Source organism: Jannaschia sp. R86511 (assembly GCF_042466345.1).
In the GTDB taxonomy this organism is placed as follows: domain Bacteria; phylum Actinomycetota; class Actinomycetes; order Actinomycetales; family JBBAYJ01; genus Aquipuribacter.
In genome coordinates, this window is the sequence record NZ_JAXHCD010000001.1 from 3,492,724 (window position 1) to 3,508,124 (window position 15,401).

Consider the following 15,401-nt stretch of genomic DNA (forward strand, 5'->3'; position numbering starts at 1 on the left):
CACGACCGGGCTCGGGAGGCCGACCGCGGGGCCGTCGGCGGGCCCGCGACCACGAGCCCGCGGGCGGGGCCGGCGGCGGGGCCCGTTCGCCGCGGCCCCGGCCGCTGGGGCAGGATCGCCGCGTGAGCACCAAGGACCTCGACGCCGCCGGCATCACCGACCCCGCCCTGCGCGTGGCCTACGAGAGGTGCCGCGAGCTGCACTCGGGGCACGGCAAGACCTACTACCTGGCCACCCTGCTGCTGCCCCGGGCCAAGCGGCCCCACGTGTGGGCGCTCTACGGCTTCGCCCGCTACGCCGACGAGTTCGTGGACTCCCTCGTGGACCCGGACCCGCTGGCCCTGGTGCGCTGGGGGGACGAGTTCCTCGACCGGCTGGAGCCCGACCCGACGCGACCGGCGGGGGTCGACCCGCGCACCGACGCCGTCGGGGCGGCCATGGAGCACACCATGCGCCGGTGGGGCATCCCCCGCGCCCACGTGGAGGCGTTCCTGGAGTCCATGCGGATGGACATCACCGAGACCGGGTACCCGACCTACGCCGACCTCGAGCGGTACATGTACGGCTCCGCGGCGGTGATCGGGCTGCAGATGCTGCCGGTCCTGGAGCCCACGACCCCCGAGGCGGCGCCACGGGCCCGGGCGCTGGGCGAGGCGTTCCAGATGTCCAACTTCATCCGGGACGTGGGCGAGGACCTGAAGCGGGGCCGGGTGTACCTGCCGCAGGAGGACATGGCCCTGTTCGGGGTCAGCACCGCGGACCTCGCCGCGGGCCAGGTCACCCTGCCGGTCCGGCGCCTGCTGCAGTTCGAGATCGAGCGCACGCGGGCGCTGTACGCCTACGCCGAACCGGGCATCGACATGCTGGACCCGACCTCACGCGACTGCATGCGCACCGCGTTCGAGCTGTACGGCGGGATCCTGGGCGCCGTCGAGCGGGCCGACTACCAGGTGCTGACGCAGCGGGTGTCGGTGTCGATGCCCCGTCGGCTGTCGGTGGCCGGGCCCGGCCTGGTCCGGGCGTTCCGGGCGCGCTCCCGCGCCGGCCGGTCCCAGGACGCGACCGAGGCCCCTGCCGCGGTCGAAGCCACGGACGAGGTCAGAACCCCAGGGCCTGGGCGCGGCGCCTGATCTCGGTCTTGCGACCGGCGAGCAGGGTGTCGATCGGGCGCCCCTCGCGCAGGGTCTCGTCCGGGGTCCACAGCCACCGGATCGCCTCCGCCGTGCTGTAGCGGGCGTCGGCCAACAAGGTCAGGGTGCCCTTGAGGTCGTGCAGCGGGGCCGCGGGGGCCCCCTCGGCGCCGGGCACCACGAACAGGGCCGGCACCTTGAGCACGCCGCCGACCCGGACGGCCGCGAGCTCGCCGTCGCCGATCAGCCGCCGCACCTTCATGATGTCGGTGCCCAGGCGGTCGGCGACGTCCGGCACGGTGAGCCAGTCGCCGACCAGGGACTCGAGCTCGGCCAGCCCGGCGGCGTCCAGCGTCTCCTCCGGGACGGGACGCAGGCCGGGGGCGGGGACATGGGGACGTCGGTCACGGGAGCGGGCCACCGCGGCAGGGTGCCACGACCGGGCCCGGCACGTGTAGCCGAGCCGGCCGGGACGGTCCCGGTCGGCGGGCGCCGGCGGCGACCGGGACCGGTCGCAGCGACCGTCCGGACCGCCGCGCCTCCCCGGGGGACCCGCCCCGTGCTCCCTACACTCGGCAGGTGGACCCCTCCGCCCGCGACCCCCTGGTGGGCCGGCTGCTGGCGCAGCGCTACCGGGTGCTGGGCCGCATCGCCCGGGGCGGGATGGCCACGGTGTACCGGGCCGAGGACGTCCGGCTGGGCCGGGAGATCGCCCTCAAGGTGATGCACCCGCACCTGGCCGAGTCGGCGGACTTCGTCGACCGCTTCCACGACGAGGCGCGGGCGTCCGCGTCGCTGTCGCACCGGCACGTCGTCGCGGTCCACGACCAGGGCGAGGACGGCGAGGTGGTCTGGCTGGCCATGGAGCTGCTGCCCGGCCGCACCCTGCGCGACGTGCTGCGCGAGCAGGGCGCGTTCACCCCCGCCGAGGCGTTCGAGGTGATGGAGGCCCTGCTGCTGGCCCTGGCGGAGGCCCACGCCACGGGACTGGTGCACCGGGACGTCAAGCCGGAGAACGTGCTGCTCGCGCGCGACGGCACCTGGAAGGTCAACGACTTCGGCCTGGCCCGGGCGGCCGCGTCGTCCCGCACGGCCACCGGGTCGCTGCTGGGCACCCCGGAGTACATCGCCCCCGAGACCGCGCAGACCGGGCAGGTCGACGCCCGGGTCGACCTGTACTCCGCGGGCGTCGTGCTGTTCGAGCTGCTCACCGGGCGGCAGCCCCACACCGGCGACGTGCCGTTCCAGGTGGTCTGGGCCCACGTGACGACCGACGTGCCGCCGCCGTCGCGCTGGGCGCCCGGCCTGCCCCCGGCGGTCGACGAGCTGGTGGCCGACGCCTGCGCCCGCGACCCCGAGGCCCGCGTCAGGACGGCCACGACGATGCTGGCCGACATGCGGCAGGTCTGGTCCGCCCTGCCTCCCGACGTCCTGGACCGACGACCCGCGAGCGCACGCGACCGCGCCGGGTCGCGCCCGCCGGGTGACGGTCCGGACGGCGCCACCGCCGTCATCGCGCGCTCGTCCTCGCCGGCCACCGCGACCCTGACCCGCCCGGGCGCGGACCGCGCCACGGGCCCGGTCCACCACGGCGGCCACCACGGCGCACCCGACGACCACGCGCCCGACGACTACGCACCCGACGACTACGCACCCGACGACACGTCAGGCGCCCCCTGGGACCGGTACCCGCCCGACGGGTACGGCCCGGACGGTCACGGGCCGCCGGGCGGGACCTCGCCCACCGCCGTGCTCCGGCGGCCCCGCCGGCGTCCCGGTCTGGCCGGTCTGCTGCTGGTGCTGCTGCTGGCGAGCCTGGGTGCGGGCGCGGCCCTCTGGTACCACGAGGTGGGTGCCGGGGCGCTGCGCGACGTGCCCGACGTCACCGGGCTGACGAGCGAGGCGGCCGAGCGGCAGCTGCAGGCGGCCGGGCTGGGGTCGACCACCACCACCCGGTTCGACGAGCAGGTGCCCGCCGGCACCGTGGTCGCCAGCCGCCCCCCGGGCACCCAGCAGGTGCACAAGAACGGCACGGTGACCCTGGTCGTGTCCGCGGGACCCGAGCTGTTCGGCGTCCCCGACCTGCGTGAGCTGTCCCTGCCTGAGGCCCGGGAGCGGCTGGCCGAGGCCGGGCTGTCCGCCGGTGCCGTGGACGAGGCCTGGTCCGCGGCGGTCGACGAGGGTCTGGTCCTGGCCAGCGACCCGGCCGCGGGCACCGACCTGCGGTCCGGCACCGAGGTGGCGCTCACCGTCAGCCGCGGGCCGGAGCCGGTGGCGGTGCCCGACGTCACGGGTGGCGGCGTCGAGGACGCCCGGGCGGCGCTGGAGGACGTCGGGCTGCGGCTCGGCGAGTCCACCGAGGCCTTCGCCGACTCCCCCGCCGGCACGGTCGTCGACCAGGACCCCGCCGACGACCGGGTCCTGCCCGGTGAGGCCGTGGACGTCGTGGTGTCGCTCGGTCCCGAGCCGGTGACGGTGCCCGACGTCTTCGAGCGCCCCTACGACGACGCGGTCGCCGAGCTGGAGGGCCTGGGCCTGGTGGTCGAGCGACGAGGGTCCGGGATCTTCGACCGCGTCGTCAGCCAGGACCCGGCGGCGGGGACCGAGCTGGCGCCCGGCTCCACCGTCACGGTCACGACCTTCTGAGCCCCGACCTCCTGAGCCCACGACCTCCGGAGCCGACGGCTACCGCCTGACGGTCCAGGCCGTGGAGTACGCCTCGGTGGTGGTGGCGGTGGCCACGACCTTGACCCGGTACTGGTTGGTGGGCCGGGTCATGGTGTGGCTCAGCCGGAACCCCGTCGTGGCGGTGGTGCGGGCGACCTCGCTGTAGGAGGACCCGTTCCAGCGCTGCAGCACCACGGTCTTGGCCAGGTACGGGGTGGCGTTGCCGCGGACGGTGAAGGTGCTGCCGCTGCGGGCCGTGCTGAGGCTGCTCAGGGTGGCCTTGACGACCAGCGTCCGTGAGCCGGAGACCTGCTGGTTCGTCGCGACCCGGTAGGAACCGGGCCGGACGGCGGTCAGGACCACGGGCACGGAGCCCGACGTCGTCGTCACGGTCGCCCGCGCGCGGGTGGTCCAGGTGGACCCGGTCCGCTGCTGCAGGCTGACCACGGTGCCGGTGGCCGGGCGCCGGCCGCCGGTCCAGGACACGGAGAACGTGGCTGTGCCGGTCGGGGCCACCGCCGCCGTCGGCCCCGACAGGGCCATCGGGCCCAGCTGCGGCTCACCGGCGTCGAAGGCGGCCCGCGGGTCCACGACGCCGTAGCCGAACACCTGGTCGCGACCGGCCGGGCCGATGTCCCGGGCCGTGGCGTTCAGCCGGCTCGCCACCTGCCAGTCCTTCAGCGCGGGCTCCTTGGCCCGGACCAGCGCGGCGACGGCCGACACGTACGGGGCGGCCATCGACGTCCCGTCGTAGGCCACGTACCCGCCGCGTCGCTCGAGCGACACGATGTCCACCCCCGGGGCGGCGAGGTCGACGTAGCTGCCGCGGTTGGCGAACGGGGCCCAGCGCAGCCGGGAGTCGACCGCGGTCACGCCGATGACGCCGGGCAGGGCCGCGGGGTAGGTGACGGGGTTGCCGTACTCGTACTCGTTGCCGACCGAGGCCACGACCACGACGTCCTGGTCCAGGGCGTAGGCGACCGCTGCGGCCGTCGCGGAGTCGGGGTAGTCCCCGCCCAGCGACAGGTTGATGACGTCGGCACCCTGGTCGGCGGCCCAGATGATCCCTGCCGCGGTGTCGGAGGCGTAGCCCCAGCCGTCGGCGTCGAGCACCCGCACCGGCAGCACCTGGGCACCCCGGGCCATGCCGGCCGTCCCGACCCCGTTGTCGACCACGGCCGCGACGATGCCGGCCACGTGGGTGCCGTGGCCGTTGGGGTCGCTGCCGCCGTCGTAGCGGGGATCCACGAGGTCCAGACCGGGCAGCACCACCCCGGCGAGGTCCGGGTGGGTGCGCTGCACGCCGCTGTCGATGACGGCGACGACCTGCCCGGTGGCGTCCCGGCGGGCCCAGGTCGCCTCGGCGCGCAGGGTGTCCAGCGCCCACTGCTGATCCCGCAGCGGGTCCCCGGCGGCCCGGACCCGGCGGTCCACGTCGGCGGCGACCACGTCGGGCTCGCTCCGCAGGTCCTCGGCCAGGTCCTCGGCCTGCTCGACGGTGTCCACGGCGACGGTGCGCACGGCCAGACCGTCGCCGTCCTCCTCGACGACCACGACGCTCGGCTCCGCCTCGGCCGCGGGACCGGCAGCGACGTCGGCCGTGGCCGCGGCAGGCAGGGTGACCGCCGGGACCCCCAGCAGGAGCACCGTGGTCAGGCCGGCCGCGAGACCGCGTGACAGGGCGGGTCGGGGCGTGCCGGGGCGTCGCTGCGGAGCAGTTGTCATGAGGACCTCGGGTTGACGTGGAGGGGCTGCCCCGCGGGACGGGGGCAACGGTCGACCACGGGGAGGCCCACGGTGCGCGACTGCGGACAACCTACGACCCGGGACGCGGCTGACGCCGGGAATCGGGGACATCCCGCCCCGGACGGGTCAACCCTCGGGCCCGCGCGCGGCCCGCCGCCCCTCAGCCGGCCAGGACCTCGCCCAGCACCGTGCCGGCGACGTCGACGTCGGTGTCGTCGACGTCCAGGTGGGTCACGGCCCGGACCATGTGCGGGCCGAGCGCCGAGACCCGGACGCCCCGCTCCGCCGCCGCCGCCGCGACCTCGGTCCCGGAACGGGTCCCGGTGCGCAGCACGACGATGTTGGTCGGGACCGCCCCGGGGTCGACGCTGCCCGGCGCGGCGGCCGCGCAGGCCTGCGCCAGCCGACGGGCGCGGGCGTGGTCCTCGGCCAGCCGGTCGACGTGGTTCTCCAGCGCGTGCAGGCCGGCCGCGGCCAGCACCCCGGCCTGGCGCATGCCGCCGCCGTAGCGCTTGCGCAGCACCCGGGCCTGCGCGACGCGCTCCGCCGAGGCGACGAGGACCGACCCGACCGGCGCGCCCAGCCCCTTGGACAGGCAGACCGAGACCGTGTCGAACAGGCGCCCGTAGACGTCCAGCGGCACGCCCGTGGCGACGTGCGCGTTCCACAGCCGGGCCCCGTCCAGGTGCAGGGCCACCCCGGCCTGCTCGGTGCCCGAACGCAGCGCCTGCAGCTGGTCGAGGGGCTGGACCGTGCCACCCCCGAAGTTGTGGGTGTTCTCCACCGCGACGGCCGCCGTCGAGACCAGGTAGGGCCCGGCGTCGGGCACCATCAGGGCCAGCGGGACCCGCGCGTCCAGCACCCGGGCCGGGTTGCTGCCGTCGACCAGGCCGTCCGACCAGGTCCTCGACGTGATCCCGCCGAGCGCCCCGTGCCCGCCCAGCTCGGCGCGCAGCACGTGGCTGGTCACGTCGGCCAGCAGCTCCCGGCCCGGCTCGACGAGCAGCCGGACCCCGACCATGTTGGCCATCGAGCCGGACGGGAAGAAGAGCCCCGCCTCGTGGCCCAGCAGGTCCGCGACCCGCTCCTCCAGCGCGTTCAGCGTCGGGTCCTCGCCGTACACGTCGTCGCCGACGGGCGCACCCGCCATCGCCTCGCGCATGGCCGGCGTCGGGGCCGTGAGCGTGTCCGAGCGCAGGTCGACGACCCGTGCACCGCGGGCCGGGGTGGGGCCGGCGCTCACCTCTGCCCGAGCATCTCGGCGACGAGGAAGGCCATCTCCAGCGACTGCTGGTGGTTCAGCCGCGGATCGCAGACCGACTCGTACCGGGTGGCCAGCGCCGCGTCGGAGATCTCGTCCGAGCCGCCCATGCACTCGGTGACGTCGTCACCGGTCAGCTCGACGTGCAGGCCGCCCGGGACGGTGCCGAGCGCACGGTGCACCTCGAAGAAGCCGCGGACCTCGTCGATGACGTCGTCGAAGCGCCGGGTCTTGTAGCCGCTGGCGGAGGAGAACGTGTTGCCGTGCATGGGGTCGGTGATCCACAGCGGCTGGGCGCCGGAGCCCGCCACCTTCTCGACCACGGCCGGCAGCACGTCGCGGATCTTCCCGGCCCCCATCCGGGTGATGAACGTCAGCCGTCCCGGCGTGCGGTCGGGGTCCAGCTTGTCGATCAGGGCCAGCGCGTCGTCCGGCGTGGTCGTGGGGCCGAGCTTGACGCCGATCGGGTTCTGCACGCGGGCGGCCAGGTCGATGTGGGCGCCGTCCAGGGAGCGGGTGCGCTCCCCCACCCAGACGAAGTGCGCCGAGGTCGCGTACGGCTTGCCGGTCCGCGAGTCGATCCGGGTCAGGGCCCGCTCGTAGTCCAGCAGCAGCGCCTCGTGGCTGGCGAAGAACTCCACCCCGCGCAGCGCCTCGAAGTCGGCCCCGCACGCGGCCATGAACCGCATCGCCTTGTCGATCTCCTTGGCGACCGCGTCGTAGCGGGCGTGGGCGGGGTTGGCCGTGAAGCCCCGGTTCCACTCGTGGACCTGCCGCAGGTCGGCGAAGCCACCGGTGGTGAAGGCCCGGATCAGGTTCAGCGTCGAGGCGGCCGTGTGGTACGCCCGGACCAGCCGCTGCGGGTCGTGCGCGCGGGCGGCCGCGGTGAACTCGTAGGCGTTGACGGCGTCGCCGCGGTACGCGGGCAGGGTGACGCCCTCGCGGGTCTCGTCGTCGTTGCTGCGCGGCTTGGCGAACTGCCCCGCCATGCGCCCCATCTTGACCACGGGCAGGCCGCCGCCGTACATGAGCACGACGGCCATCTGCAGGATGGTCTTGACGCGGCGGCGGATGGCGTCGGCGTTGGCGTCGGCGAAGGTCTCCGCGCAGTCACCGCCCTGCAGCAGGAACGACTCGCCCCGGGCCGCGGAGGCCAGCCGGTCGCGCAGGTTGTCGCACTCGCCGGCGAAGACCAGGGGCGGATAGGTCCGCAGCTCCGCCGTCGCAGCGGACAGGGCGTCGGTGTCGGACCAGCCCGGCTGCTGGGCAGCCGGGAGGTCGGGCCAGGCGAGACTCACGGTCCCAGCCTAGGACCGCGCGGACCGACGCTCAGCCGCGGTCCGACTGCTGGTCCGGCCGCTGGTCGGACTTCTGGTCCGGTTGCTGGTCGGACTGCTGGTGCGGCTCCTGGTCCGACTGCTGGTCGGCCGTCGCGCCGGCGGCCTGCTGGTCCGCGGGCTCTTCGGTCGGCTCGTCCGCCTGCCCCTCGGCCCGGGCCGAGGTGTAGTCGCCGGGCGACAGGTCGTCGCCGAACAGCCGCTCCGACAGCCGGGAGGTGTCCCGGCCCGTGATGCGCTCGACCGTGCCGAGGACGTCACCGACCACGCGGGCCCGCTTCTCGGCCGCCAGCCGCTCCTTGGCCGCTGCGGCGTACTCGTCGACGTACTCCTGGCCGGACAGCCGCATCAGCTCGTACATGATCTCGTCGGTCACCGAGCGCAGCACGTGGCGGTCGTCGGCCATGCCGTCGTAGCGCGAGAAGTCCATGGGGCGGCCGATGACGATGCCGACCCGGTGGATGCTCGGCAGCTTGCGCCCGATGGGCTGGACCTTGTCGGTGCCGATCATGGCGACGGGGATCACGGGCACCCGGCTCTCCAGGGCCATCTTGGCCACGCCCACCTTGCCCCGGTACAGCCGCGCGTCCGGCGAGCGGGTGCCCTCGGGGTAGATGCCGAGCAGGTCGCCCCGGCGCAGCACCCGCAACCCGGAGCGGAGCGCGGCCTCGCCGGCCTTGCCGCCGCTGCGGTCCACCGGCAGCTGGCCGACGCCCTTGAAGAACAGGGCCTTGGCCCGGCCCTTGACCCCGGTCCCGGTGAAGTACTCCACCTTGGCCAGGAACGTGAGCCGCCGCTTGAGCATGAGCGGCAGGAAGATCGAGTCGGAGAACGACAGGTGGTTGGAGGCCAGGATCGCGCCACCGGTGGTGGGCACGTGCTCCGCCCCGCGCACCCACGGCCGGAAGAGCGACCGCAGCACCGGGCCGAGGATGGTCTTGACGACCCAGTAGAACCACACCGTCACCCGCGCGATGCTGTCACAGTCCACCCCGGTTGGCTCACGTCATGGTGATCAGGGCCTCCGACGTGCGACCATCGCCGTGTGCCGATCCTCCCGGGAGCAGAGTCGTTCCAGGCCGACGGCGGTGATGTCGCGGTGCTGCTGGTGCACGGCTTCACCGGCTCCCCCCAGGCCCTGCGCGACTGGGGCGAGCACCACGCCGCCGCGGGCCTGACGGTCCGCCTGCCGCGGCTGCCCGGCCACGGCACGACCTGGCAGGAGCTCAACCGCACCCGCTGGCCCGACTGGTACGCCTGCGTGGAGCGCGAGCTGCTGCTGCTGGCCGCCGACCACACGGTGGTCGTCGCCGGGCTGTCGATGGGTGGCGCCCTGGCCCTGCGGCTGGCCCAGGAGCACCCGGACCTGGTGGCCGGGCTGGTGCTGGTCAACCCCGCGGTGCTCAGCGAGGACCGTCGCCTGGCGGCGCTGCCGGTGCTGCGTCACCTGGTGCCGTCCTTCCCCGCCATCGGCAACGACATCCGCAAGCAGGGCCCCACCGAGCTGGCCTACGACCGGACCCCGCTGCACGCCGCGTGGACGACCACCCGGCTGCTGGACCTGGTCCGGGGCGAGCTCGCCCGGGTCCACGCCCCGCTCCTGGTGCTGCACAGCCCGCAGGACCACGTCGTGCCGCCGTCCTCCACCGCGGCCGTCCTGGCCGGGGTGTCCTCGCTCGACGTGCGCGACGTCGTGCTGGCCGACAGCTACCACGTGGCCACGCTCGACCACGACGCCCCGGCGATCTTCGAGGAGTCGCTGGCCTTCGTCCGCCGGGTGACCGGCGAGCGCACCGCCCCCGCGGGGGCCGCGGACGGACGGGCCGGCTCGTGAGCGGCCCGGAGGACCGTCGCGGCACCGACGGCGGCGAGCACCCGCTGGACGTCGACGCCCGGTTCGCGGACATCATCGCCCACTTCCACGACGACGAGCCCAGCCGCCCGCGGGTGGTGGACGGCTACGACGACGGCCCGGGGTCGCAGGACCCGGCCGGACCCACCGACGCCCCGGACGCGAACCCGACCCCCGACGGGGGCGAGGGCGCCGGGTCGACCGGCACGGCCGCCACGGGTGCGACCGACCCGACCCGCACGGCGGCACCGGGGGGTCCAGGTCCCGACGTCGCCTCGTCGCCGGACCCCGAGGCCGACCTGGCCGCCCTGCGCCGCGAGTACGAGGCCCGCGTCGCGGCCGAGGTCGACCGGGCCGTGGACGGCGCCGACGGTGGGCACTTCGTCCCCGACGAGCCCCCGCCCCTGCCCCGCCCCGACCTGCCGGGCCGGATCGCGTGGGCCGCGGTGCTCGTCGGGCCCGTGCTGCTGCTGCTGTGCGCGATGCTCTGGCGCACGGCGCAGGCCCCGTCGTGGCTGCTCGGCGCCATCGTCACCGCCGTCGTGGCCGGCTTCGGCTACCTGGTCTGGCGACTGCCCAGGTCAGGTGATCGCGACGACCGGGGTGACGGTGCCATTGTGTGACGCGTGACCCCGCCCTCCCCCTCCAGCACCGGTCCGCGTGAGCTCGTCGAGCTGACCGGGCACGTCCTCGACTCCGGTCTGTTCACCCTCGTCCTGGACGACGTACGCGCCCTCGGCGGCGACTACGAGGTCGTCCGCTTCGACGTGGGCAAGGACAAGGACGACACCAGCACCGTCCGCCTGGCCGTCACGGCGCCGGACGCGCGCACCCTGGACTCCGTCGTCATGCGGCTGCACACCCACGGCGCGAACCTCGTCGAGGTGGAGCCGGCCCGGCTGACGGTGGTCGAGCGCGACGGCGTCTTCCCGGTCGACTTCTACGCCACCACCAACCTGCCCACCCACGTCCGGGTCGGCGAGGCCTGGTACCCCGTGGAGAACCCGGAGATGGACTGCGGCATCGTCGTGGTGCGCGACCCCCGCGACGGTCAGGTCACGTCGGTGCGGACGGTCCCGGTCAGCGACGTGGTGGCCGGGACGCAGGTGGTGTGCGGCGCCGTCGGCGTCCGCGTCACCCTGCCCCCGACGCGCGGGGACGACGGCGGCTTCACGTTCATGCAGTCGGAGGTGTCGAGCGAGAAGCCGCAGGCCCTGGTGGTGCAGCAGATCGCCGACCAGATGCGCGAGGTCAGGGCCGCGGGCGGCCGGGTGCTGTGGGTGCTGGGACCGGCGGTGGTGCACACGGGGGCCGCCCCGGCCATGGCCGCGCTGGTCCGCGACGGCTGGGTGGACGTCATGTTCGGCGGCAACGCCATCGCCACCCACGACGTCGAGCAGTCGATGTACGGCACGTCGCTGGGGGTCGACCTGTCGGCAGGTCGTGGCGTGGAGCACGGGCACGAGCACCACCTGCGGGCCATCAACGCCGTCCGCGCCGCGGGGTCGCTGGCGGCGGCCGTCGAGCAGGGCGTCGTGCGCAGCGGGATCATGCACGCGCTGGTGAGCCAGGGCAAGCAGTTCGTCCTGGTCGGCTCGGTCCGCGACGACGGCCCGCTGCCCGACGTGCACACCGACGTGCTGCAGGGTCAGCGGGCCATGCGGGCGGCCCTCACCGACGTCGGCTTCTGCATCGTGGTCGCGACCATGCTGCACGGCGTCGCCACCGGCAACGTGCTGCCCGGGCACATCCCGCTGGTCTGCGTGGACATCAACCCGGCCACCGTCACCAAGCTGTCCGACCGCGGTTCGGCCCAGGCGCGCGGGGTCGTCACCGACGTCGGCCTGTTCTGCGCGGCCCTGGCCCGCGAGCTCACCGGCGCCGAGGCCTGACCGGCCCGTTCAGTTCACGTCAGGTCAGGTCAGGTCAGGTCAGGTCGACCTCGACCAGGGTCGGCCGCGCCGGCAGCACGCGGGACAGCAGCTGGGGCCGTCGCCCCGGCTCGCCCGGCAGCTCCAGGCCGCGGGCGGCCACGTCGGCCCCCAGCAGGCCCAGCGGCCGGCGCCTCGGCTCGGCCGCCGGGCTGGTGGGGCCCGCCCCGGGGGTGAGGTCGGCCAGGTGCCGGGCCAGGGTGTCGCCCGCCGCCGTCCCCGGCAGCGGGCCGGCCACGAGCGTCGGGACGCCGTCGGCGGGACCGACGAGCGACAGCAGGTGCGCGGCCAGGGCCGCCTGGTCGGCGTCGTCCCCGCGGGCGTCCACCGTGGCCACCCGGAACCGCTGACCCCCGGTGAGCCGGCCCGCGAGCAGGGCGATCCCGCCGCCCGCGCCCCGGAACACCGTGGTCGTGGTCGGCTCGACGCGCAGCGTGGTGAGCACCGCCGCGCCCCCGGCCGCCCGGCCGCCCGCCCCCACCAGCAGCCCGACGTCGGAGCCCAGCGCGCCCAGCCGGTGGCTGCTGGCGGGGTGCGTCGGCACCCGGTGCAGCAGCACGACGTCGGCGGCGACCTCGCGCAGCAGCCGGACGAGGCCGCCCCGGCTGCCGCGGAAGCGGTCGGCGTCGGCGGCCAGGACGCGCAGGGTGGCCACGTCGCTCACTCGGCCAGCGCCAGGTCGGCGGCACCGACGAGACCGGCGTCGTTGCCGAGCTCGGCCAGCACGATCGACGCGGCCGGTCGGAAGCCGCGTCCGGTCAGCTCGTGCTCGTAGGACTCGCGGGCCGGAGCGACCAGCAGGTCCCCGGCGTCCGACACCCCTCCGCCGACGACGACGACGCCCGGGTCCAGCAGCGCCACGAACGTGGCCACGGCGATGCCGAGCTGGCGACCGAGGTCGGCCAGCAGCTCCACCGCGGTCGGGTCGCCGTCCCGGGCGGCGGCGGTCACCAGCGGCCCGGTGATGCGCTTGACCTTGCCGTCGGCCCGCTCGAGCATGCCGCCGGCCAGCGGGGACCCGGACTCCGCCAGCTCACGCGCCTCGCGGGTCAGGGCCGTGCCGGAGACGTACTGCTCCCAGCAGCCCCGGTTGCCGCAGCCGCACCGGTGCCCGTCGGGCACCGCCCGGGCGTGGCCGAACTCCGCGGCCACGCCGTGGGCGCCGCGCACCAGCCGGCGGTTGATGACCAGGCCACCGCCCAGGCCGGTGCCGACGGTCAGCATCAGCATGTCGTCGAAGTCGCGTCCGGCCCCGAACTGGAACTCGCCCCAGGCCGCGGCGTTGGCGTCGTTCTCGATGACCACGGGCAGGTCGACGTGCTCCTCGACCTGCGCCTTGAGCGGGTTGTCCCGCCAGGCGAGGTTGGGCGCGAACATCACGGTGGAGCGGGCCGCGTCGATGTAGCCCGCGGCCGCCACGCCCACGCCGCTGACGTCGTGGCCCGCGCGCAGCTCGGCGATGCCGTCGGCGACGGCGCCGACGATCTCGTCCGGCCGCGACGGCTGCGTCTCGCGACGGGTCCGGGCGACGACCTCGCCGGCGGGGGTGACGACCCCCAGCGCGATCTTGGTGCCACCGATGTCGACGCCGATCGTCGCGGTCATGCCTGCTCCTCGTCGTGCTGCTCGGGGTGCTGCTCGGGGTGGGGGGTCTGCCGGGGGGTGCGCCCGTCGGGACCGTCCGGCCGGTCGGTAGGGCCCACCACGGGGATTCTGGTGCGTACGGGGCCGGGCGCGGGCCGCGGGTCCGCGAGCCGGGCGTCCCCGGGTCCGGGCGGCGGCCCCGTGTCCGCGACCCCGCGGTCCGCCGAGGCCGTCCCGGGCGGGGAGGAAGCCTCCGGGGACGAGGCCTCCGGGGCGGCGTCGCCGGGTGTCGGGCCCGGGGCCCCGCCACCCGGGGCGAGAGCCGCCAGCAGCTCGCGCCCGGCGGACACGACGTGCCCCACGGCCTGCTGCAGGTGCTCGGCCGTGGCCGGGTCCAGCCGTCCGGCGGACTCGCTGAGCCGGCACACCGGGCAGCCCGGGCACTCGGCCGCGTCCCCGCCGCCGAGGGCGTGCCAGCCGTCGCGCAGCGAGTCCAGCACGCCACCCGGACCCGGCCGGCGACCTCCCGGGGCGGCGTCGTCGGGCCCGGGGTCCGACGCCGTCACGGCCTGCCGCCCGTCATCGCCACGCCTGCGGGTCCGGTTCGAAGACGACCTCGAGCTGCCGCGGTCCGTGGTCGACCACGGCGGCCCCGCGCACGTGGCAGCGGCGCAGCGCGGCGGGCAGCCGGAAGGTCCGGCGGCTCCCGCCCGTCACGACGACGAGCCGGTCCTCCTCCTGGTGCAGCTCGGGCTCGGCCCCGGCCGGCAGCTCGAGCCACCAGACCAGCCGGCCGTCCCCGGTCCGCACGCCCTGCGTCGGCTCGGCCGGCCCGCCGAGCGCGTCGAGGGTGGGCAGGCCCAGGCCGGCCGCACCGGCGCAGCCGTGCGCGCCGTGCCGCGCACGCGTCCCCCACGTGCCGACCGACCCGGCCAGGTCGGCGAGCGCGGCGAACCCCGGTCGCAGCTGGACCCAGGCCGCCACCTGCGCGGCCGCCACCCGGTCGTCGCCGACGGCACCCGCCGTGGCGTCCAGGCGCGCGTCCAGGACCCGCAGCACCACGCCGGGCGCCTCGAGCAGCGCCACGGCCGCCCCGGACCCGACCGGGACGACGACCGCGTCCCACCGGCCGGCGTCGACCTCCTCGGCCGCACGCGCCCAGGTCGTCACCGCGTCCGCCAGCGGCACGGGGCAGCCGGCCAGCAGGGCCTCGCGGCTGATGCCGACGACGTCGGCGACCCGCCACGCCCAGCCGCCGGCGTCCGGGGTCCCGTCCTCGCGCAGCGGCGAGCCTCCGGTGGCGGGCCGCACCCGGACCGCCTTGCCGCCGGCCCGCTCCACCGCCACCGCCGCGGCCCCCGCGGGGCAGCAGCCGGGCTCCAGCAGGACCGCCGTGGCCACCTCAGCCCTCGACGCGCTTCTTGAGGTCCTTCAGCGCGGCGTCCGTGATGACCTTCTCGGCCTTGCGGCGCAGCAGGCCGGGCATGCTGATGGCCACGTCCACCTCGAGCCGGTAGGTCACCCGGGTGCCGTCGCCCTGCCCGACGAGCTCGTAGCTGCCGTCCATCAGCGACGTCACCCGCCCCGGCTCCACCAGCGACCAGGACATGGTGCCGGTGCCCGCGGTCGTCACGGCCCACTCGTAGCCCACGAGCAGGGTGTCGCGCACGGGGCCGCTGCTCATCGTCAGCCGCGCCTGCAGCGGGCGCCCGTCGGCGTCGGTCTCCAGCACCTCGACCTCGGTGATGCCACCGGCCCACTCCGGGTAGGCCTCGAGGTCCGTCACGACGGCCAGCACCTCGGCAGGCGGTGCCTCGACGGTCGTGGACGACTCGGTGCGCTGGGCCACGTCGGCTCCTGTGCTCGCGGGTGCCCCGGCACCCCCGGGGATGT

Annotated in this window: 15 protein-coding genes; 5 read left to right on the forward strand and 10 right to left on the reverse strand. The window is 75.9% G+C overall.

The genetic code is table 11. The features are described from left to right. Nucleotides 1-122 precede the first annotated feature (122 nt). Nucleotides 123-1,130 carry a phytoene/squalene synthase family protein gene (locus SJY06_RS16295; RefSeq protein WP_380168582.1) on the forward strand — a complete coding sequence of 336 codons (1,008 nt, stop codon included), beginning with the start codon at nucleotides 123-125 and terminating at the stop codon, nucleotides 1,128-1,130. Here SJY06_RS16295 and SJY06_RS16300 read toward each other — a convergent pair. Continuing rightward, nucleotides 1,099-1,551, reverse strand: a complete 453-nt coding sequence (locus SJY06_RS16300) for an Rv2175c family DNA-binding protein (protein WP_380168583.1) — start codon at nucleotides 1,549-1,551, stop codon at nucleotides 1,099-1,101. The genes SJY06_RS16295 and SJY06_RS16300 overlap by 32 nt on opposite strands. Before the next feature lie 158 nt (nucleotides 1,552-1,709). Here SJY06_RS16300 and pknB point away from each other — a divergent pair, with 158 nt between their 5' ends. Continuing rightward, entirely contained in the window at nucleotides 1,710-3,776 is a 2,067-nt protein-coding gene (gene pknB, locus SJY06_RS16305; protein WP_380168584.1) for a Stk1 family PASTA domain-containing Ser/Thr kinase, read from the forward strand. 39 nt (nucleotides 3,777-3,815) lie between these two features. Here pknB and SJY06_RS16310 read toward each other — a convergent pair whose 3' ends face one another. The 4 genes from SJY06_RS16310 to SJY06_RS16325 all read right to left on the reverse strand — a co-directional run bounded on the left by SJY06_RS16310 (nucleotide 3,816) and on the right by SJY06_RS16325 (nucleotide 9,108). After that, complete coding sequence (locus SJY06_RS16310; RefSeq protein WP_380168585.1) at nucleotides 3,816-5,522, reverse strand: S8 family serine peptidase; 1,707 nt, start codon at nucleotides 5,520-5,522, stop codon at nucleotides 3,816-3,818. 181 nt (nucleotides 5,523-5,703) lie between these two features. Then, nucleotides 5,704-6,786 (reverse strand): threonine aldolase family protein, encoded by a 1,083-nt coding sequence (locus SJY06_RS16315; protein ID WP_380168586.1) that lies wholly within the window; start codon nucleotides 6,784-6,786, stop codon nucleotides 5,704-5,706. Beyond that, a complete protein-coding gene (locus SJY06_RS16320) occupies nucleotides 6,783-8,102 on the reverse strand; it encodes a class II 3-deoxy-7-phosphoheptulonate synthase (RefSeq protein ID WP_380168587.1) in 1,320 nt (439 codons plus the stop codon). Before SJY06_RS16320 ends, SJY06_RS16315 begins: the two co-directional genes overlap by 4 nt. Before the next feature lie 31 nt (nucleotides 8,103-8,133). Beyond that, nucleotides 8,134-9,108: a lysophospholipid acyltransferase family protein gene (locus tag SJY06_RS16325; protein ID WP_380168588.1), complete on the reverse strand. Its 975-nt coding sequence runs from the start codon at nucleotides 9,106-9,108 to the stop codon at nucleotides 8,134-8,136. Nucleotides 9,109-9,186: 78 nt separating this feature from the next. Here SJY06_RS16325 and SJY06_RS16330 point away from each other — a divergent pair, with 78 nt between their 5' ends. The 3 genes from SJY06_RS16330 to SJY06_RS16340 are packed head-to-tail and all read left to right on the forward strand — an operon-like array spanning nucleotide 9,187 to nucleotide 11,885. Next, nucleotides 9,187-9,975, forward strand: a complete 789-nt coding sequence (locus SJY06_RS16330) for an alpha/beta hydrolase (RefSeq protein ID WP_380168589.1) — start codon at nucleotides 9,187-9,189, stop codon at nucleotides 9,973-9,975. Continuing rightward, the gene (locus SJY06_RS16335) at nucleotides 9,972-10,616 is read left to right on the forward strand and encodes a hypothetical protein (protein WP_380168590.1); all 645 of its coding nucleotides are present in this window, start codon (nucleotides 9,972-9,974) and stop codon (nucleotides 10,614-10,616) included. Before SJY06_RS16330 ends, SJY06_RS16335 begins: the two co-directional genes overlap by 4 nt. 3 nt (nucleotides 10,617-10,619) lie before the next feature. Continuing rightward, nucleotides 10,620-11,885: a TIGR00300 family protein gene (locus tag SJY06_RS16340; protein WP_380168591.1), complete on the forward strand. Its 1,266-nt coding sequence runs from the start codon at nucleotides 10,620-10,622 to the stop codon at nucleotides 11,883-11,885. Nucleotides 11,886-11,919: 34 nt separating this feature from the next. Here the strand turns inward: SJY06_RS16340 and SJY06_RS16345 are convergent, their stop codons facing one another. From SJY06_RS16345 to SJY06_RS16365, 5 genes are read right to left on the reverse strand one after another with little or no spacing between them, the layout of a single operon-like run. Beyond that, on the reverse strand, nucleotides 11,920-12,588 hold the full coding sequence (locus tag SJY06_RS16345) for a hypothetical protein (RefSeq protein WP_380168592.1): 669 nt from the start codon (nucleotides 12,586-12,588) through the stop codon (nucleotides 11,920-11,922). Beyond that, entirely contained in the window at nucleotides 12,585-13,529 is a 945-nt protein-coding gene (locus SJY06_RS16350) for an ROK family glucokinase (RefSeq protein WP_380168593.1), read from the reverse strand. Before SJY06_RS16350 ends, SJY06_RS16345 begins: the two co-directional genes overlap by 4 nt. Further along, the gene (locus tag SJY06_RS16355; RefSeq protein ID WP_380168594.1) at nucleotides 13,526-14,074 is read right to left on the reverse strand and encodes a hypothetical protein; all 549 of its coding nucleotides are present in this window, start codon (nucleotides 14,072-14,074) and stop codon (nucleotides 13,526-13,528) included. Before SJY06_RS16355 ends, SJY06_RS16350 begins: the two co-directional genes overlap by 4 nt. Before the next feature lie 13 nt (nucleotides 14,075-14,087). Beyond that, nucleotides 14,088-14,909 carry a hypothetical protein gene (locus SJY06_RS16360; protein ID WP_380168595.1) on the reverse strand — a complete coding sequence of 274 codons (822 nt, stop codon included), beginning with the start codon at nucleotides 14,907-14,909 and terminating at the stop codon, nucleotides 14,088-14,090. Nucleotide 14,910: 1 nt separating this feature from the next. After that, entirely contained in the window at nucleotides 14,911-15,357 is a 447-nt protein-coding gene (locus tag SJY06_RS16365) for an SRPBCC family protein (RefSeq protein ID WP_380168596.1), read from the reverse strand. Between the last annotated feature and the right edge of the window lie 44 nt (nucleotides 15,358-15,401).

Excerpts from the sequence above, each read along its gene's own strand:
- SJY06_RS16310 (WP_380168585.1), bottom strand. The coding sequence starts at position 5,522 with ATGACAACTGCTCCGCAGCGACGCCCCGGCACGCCCCGACCCGCCCTG.
- SJY06_RS16350 (WP_380168593.1), bottom strand. The coding sequence starts at position 13,529 with ATGACCGCGACGATCGGCGTCGACATCGGTGGCACCAAGATCGCGCTG.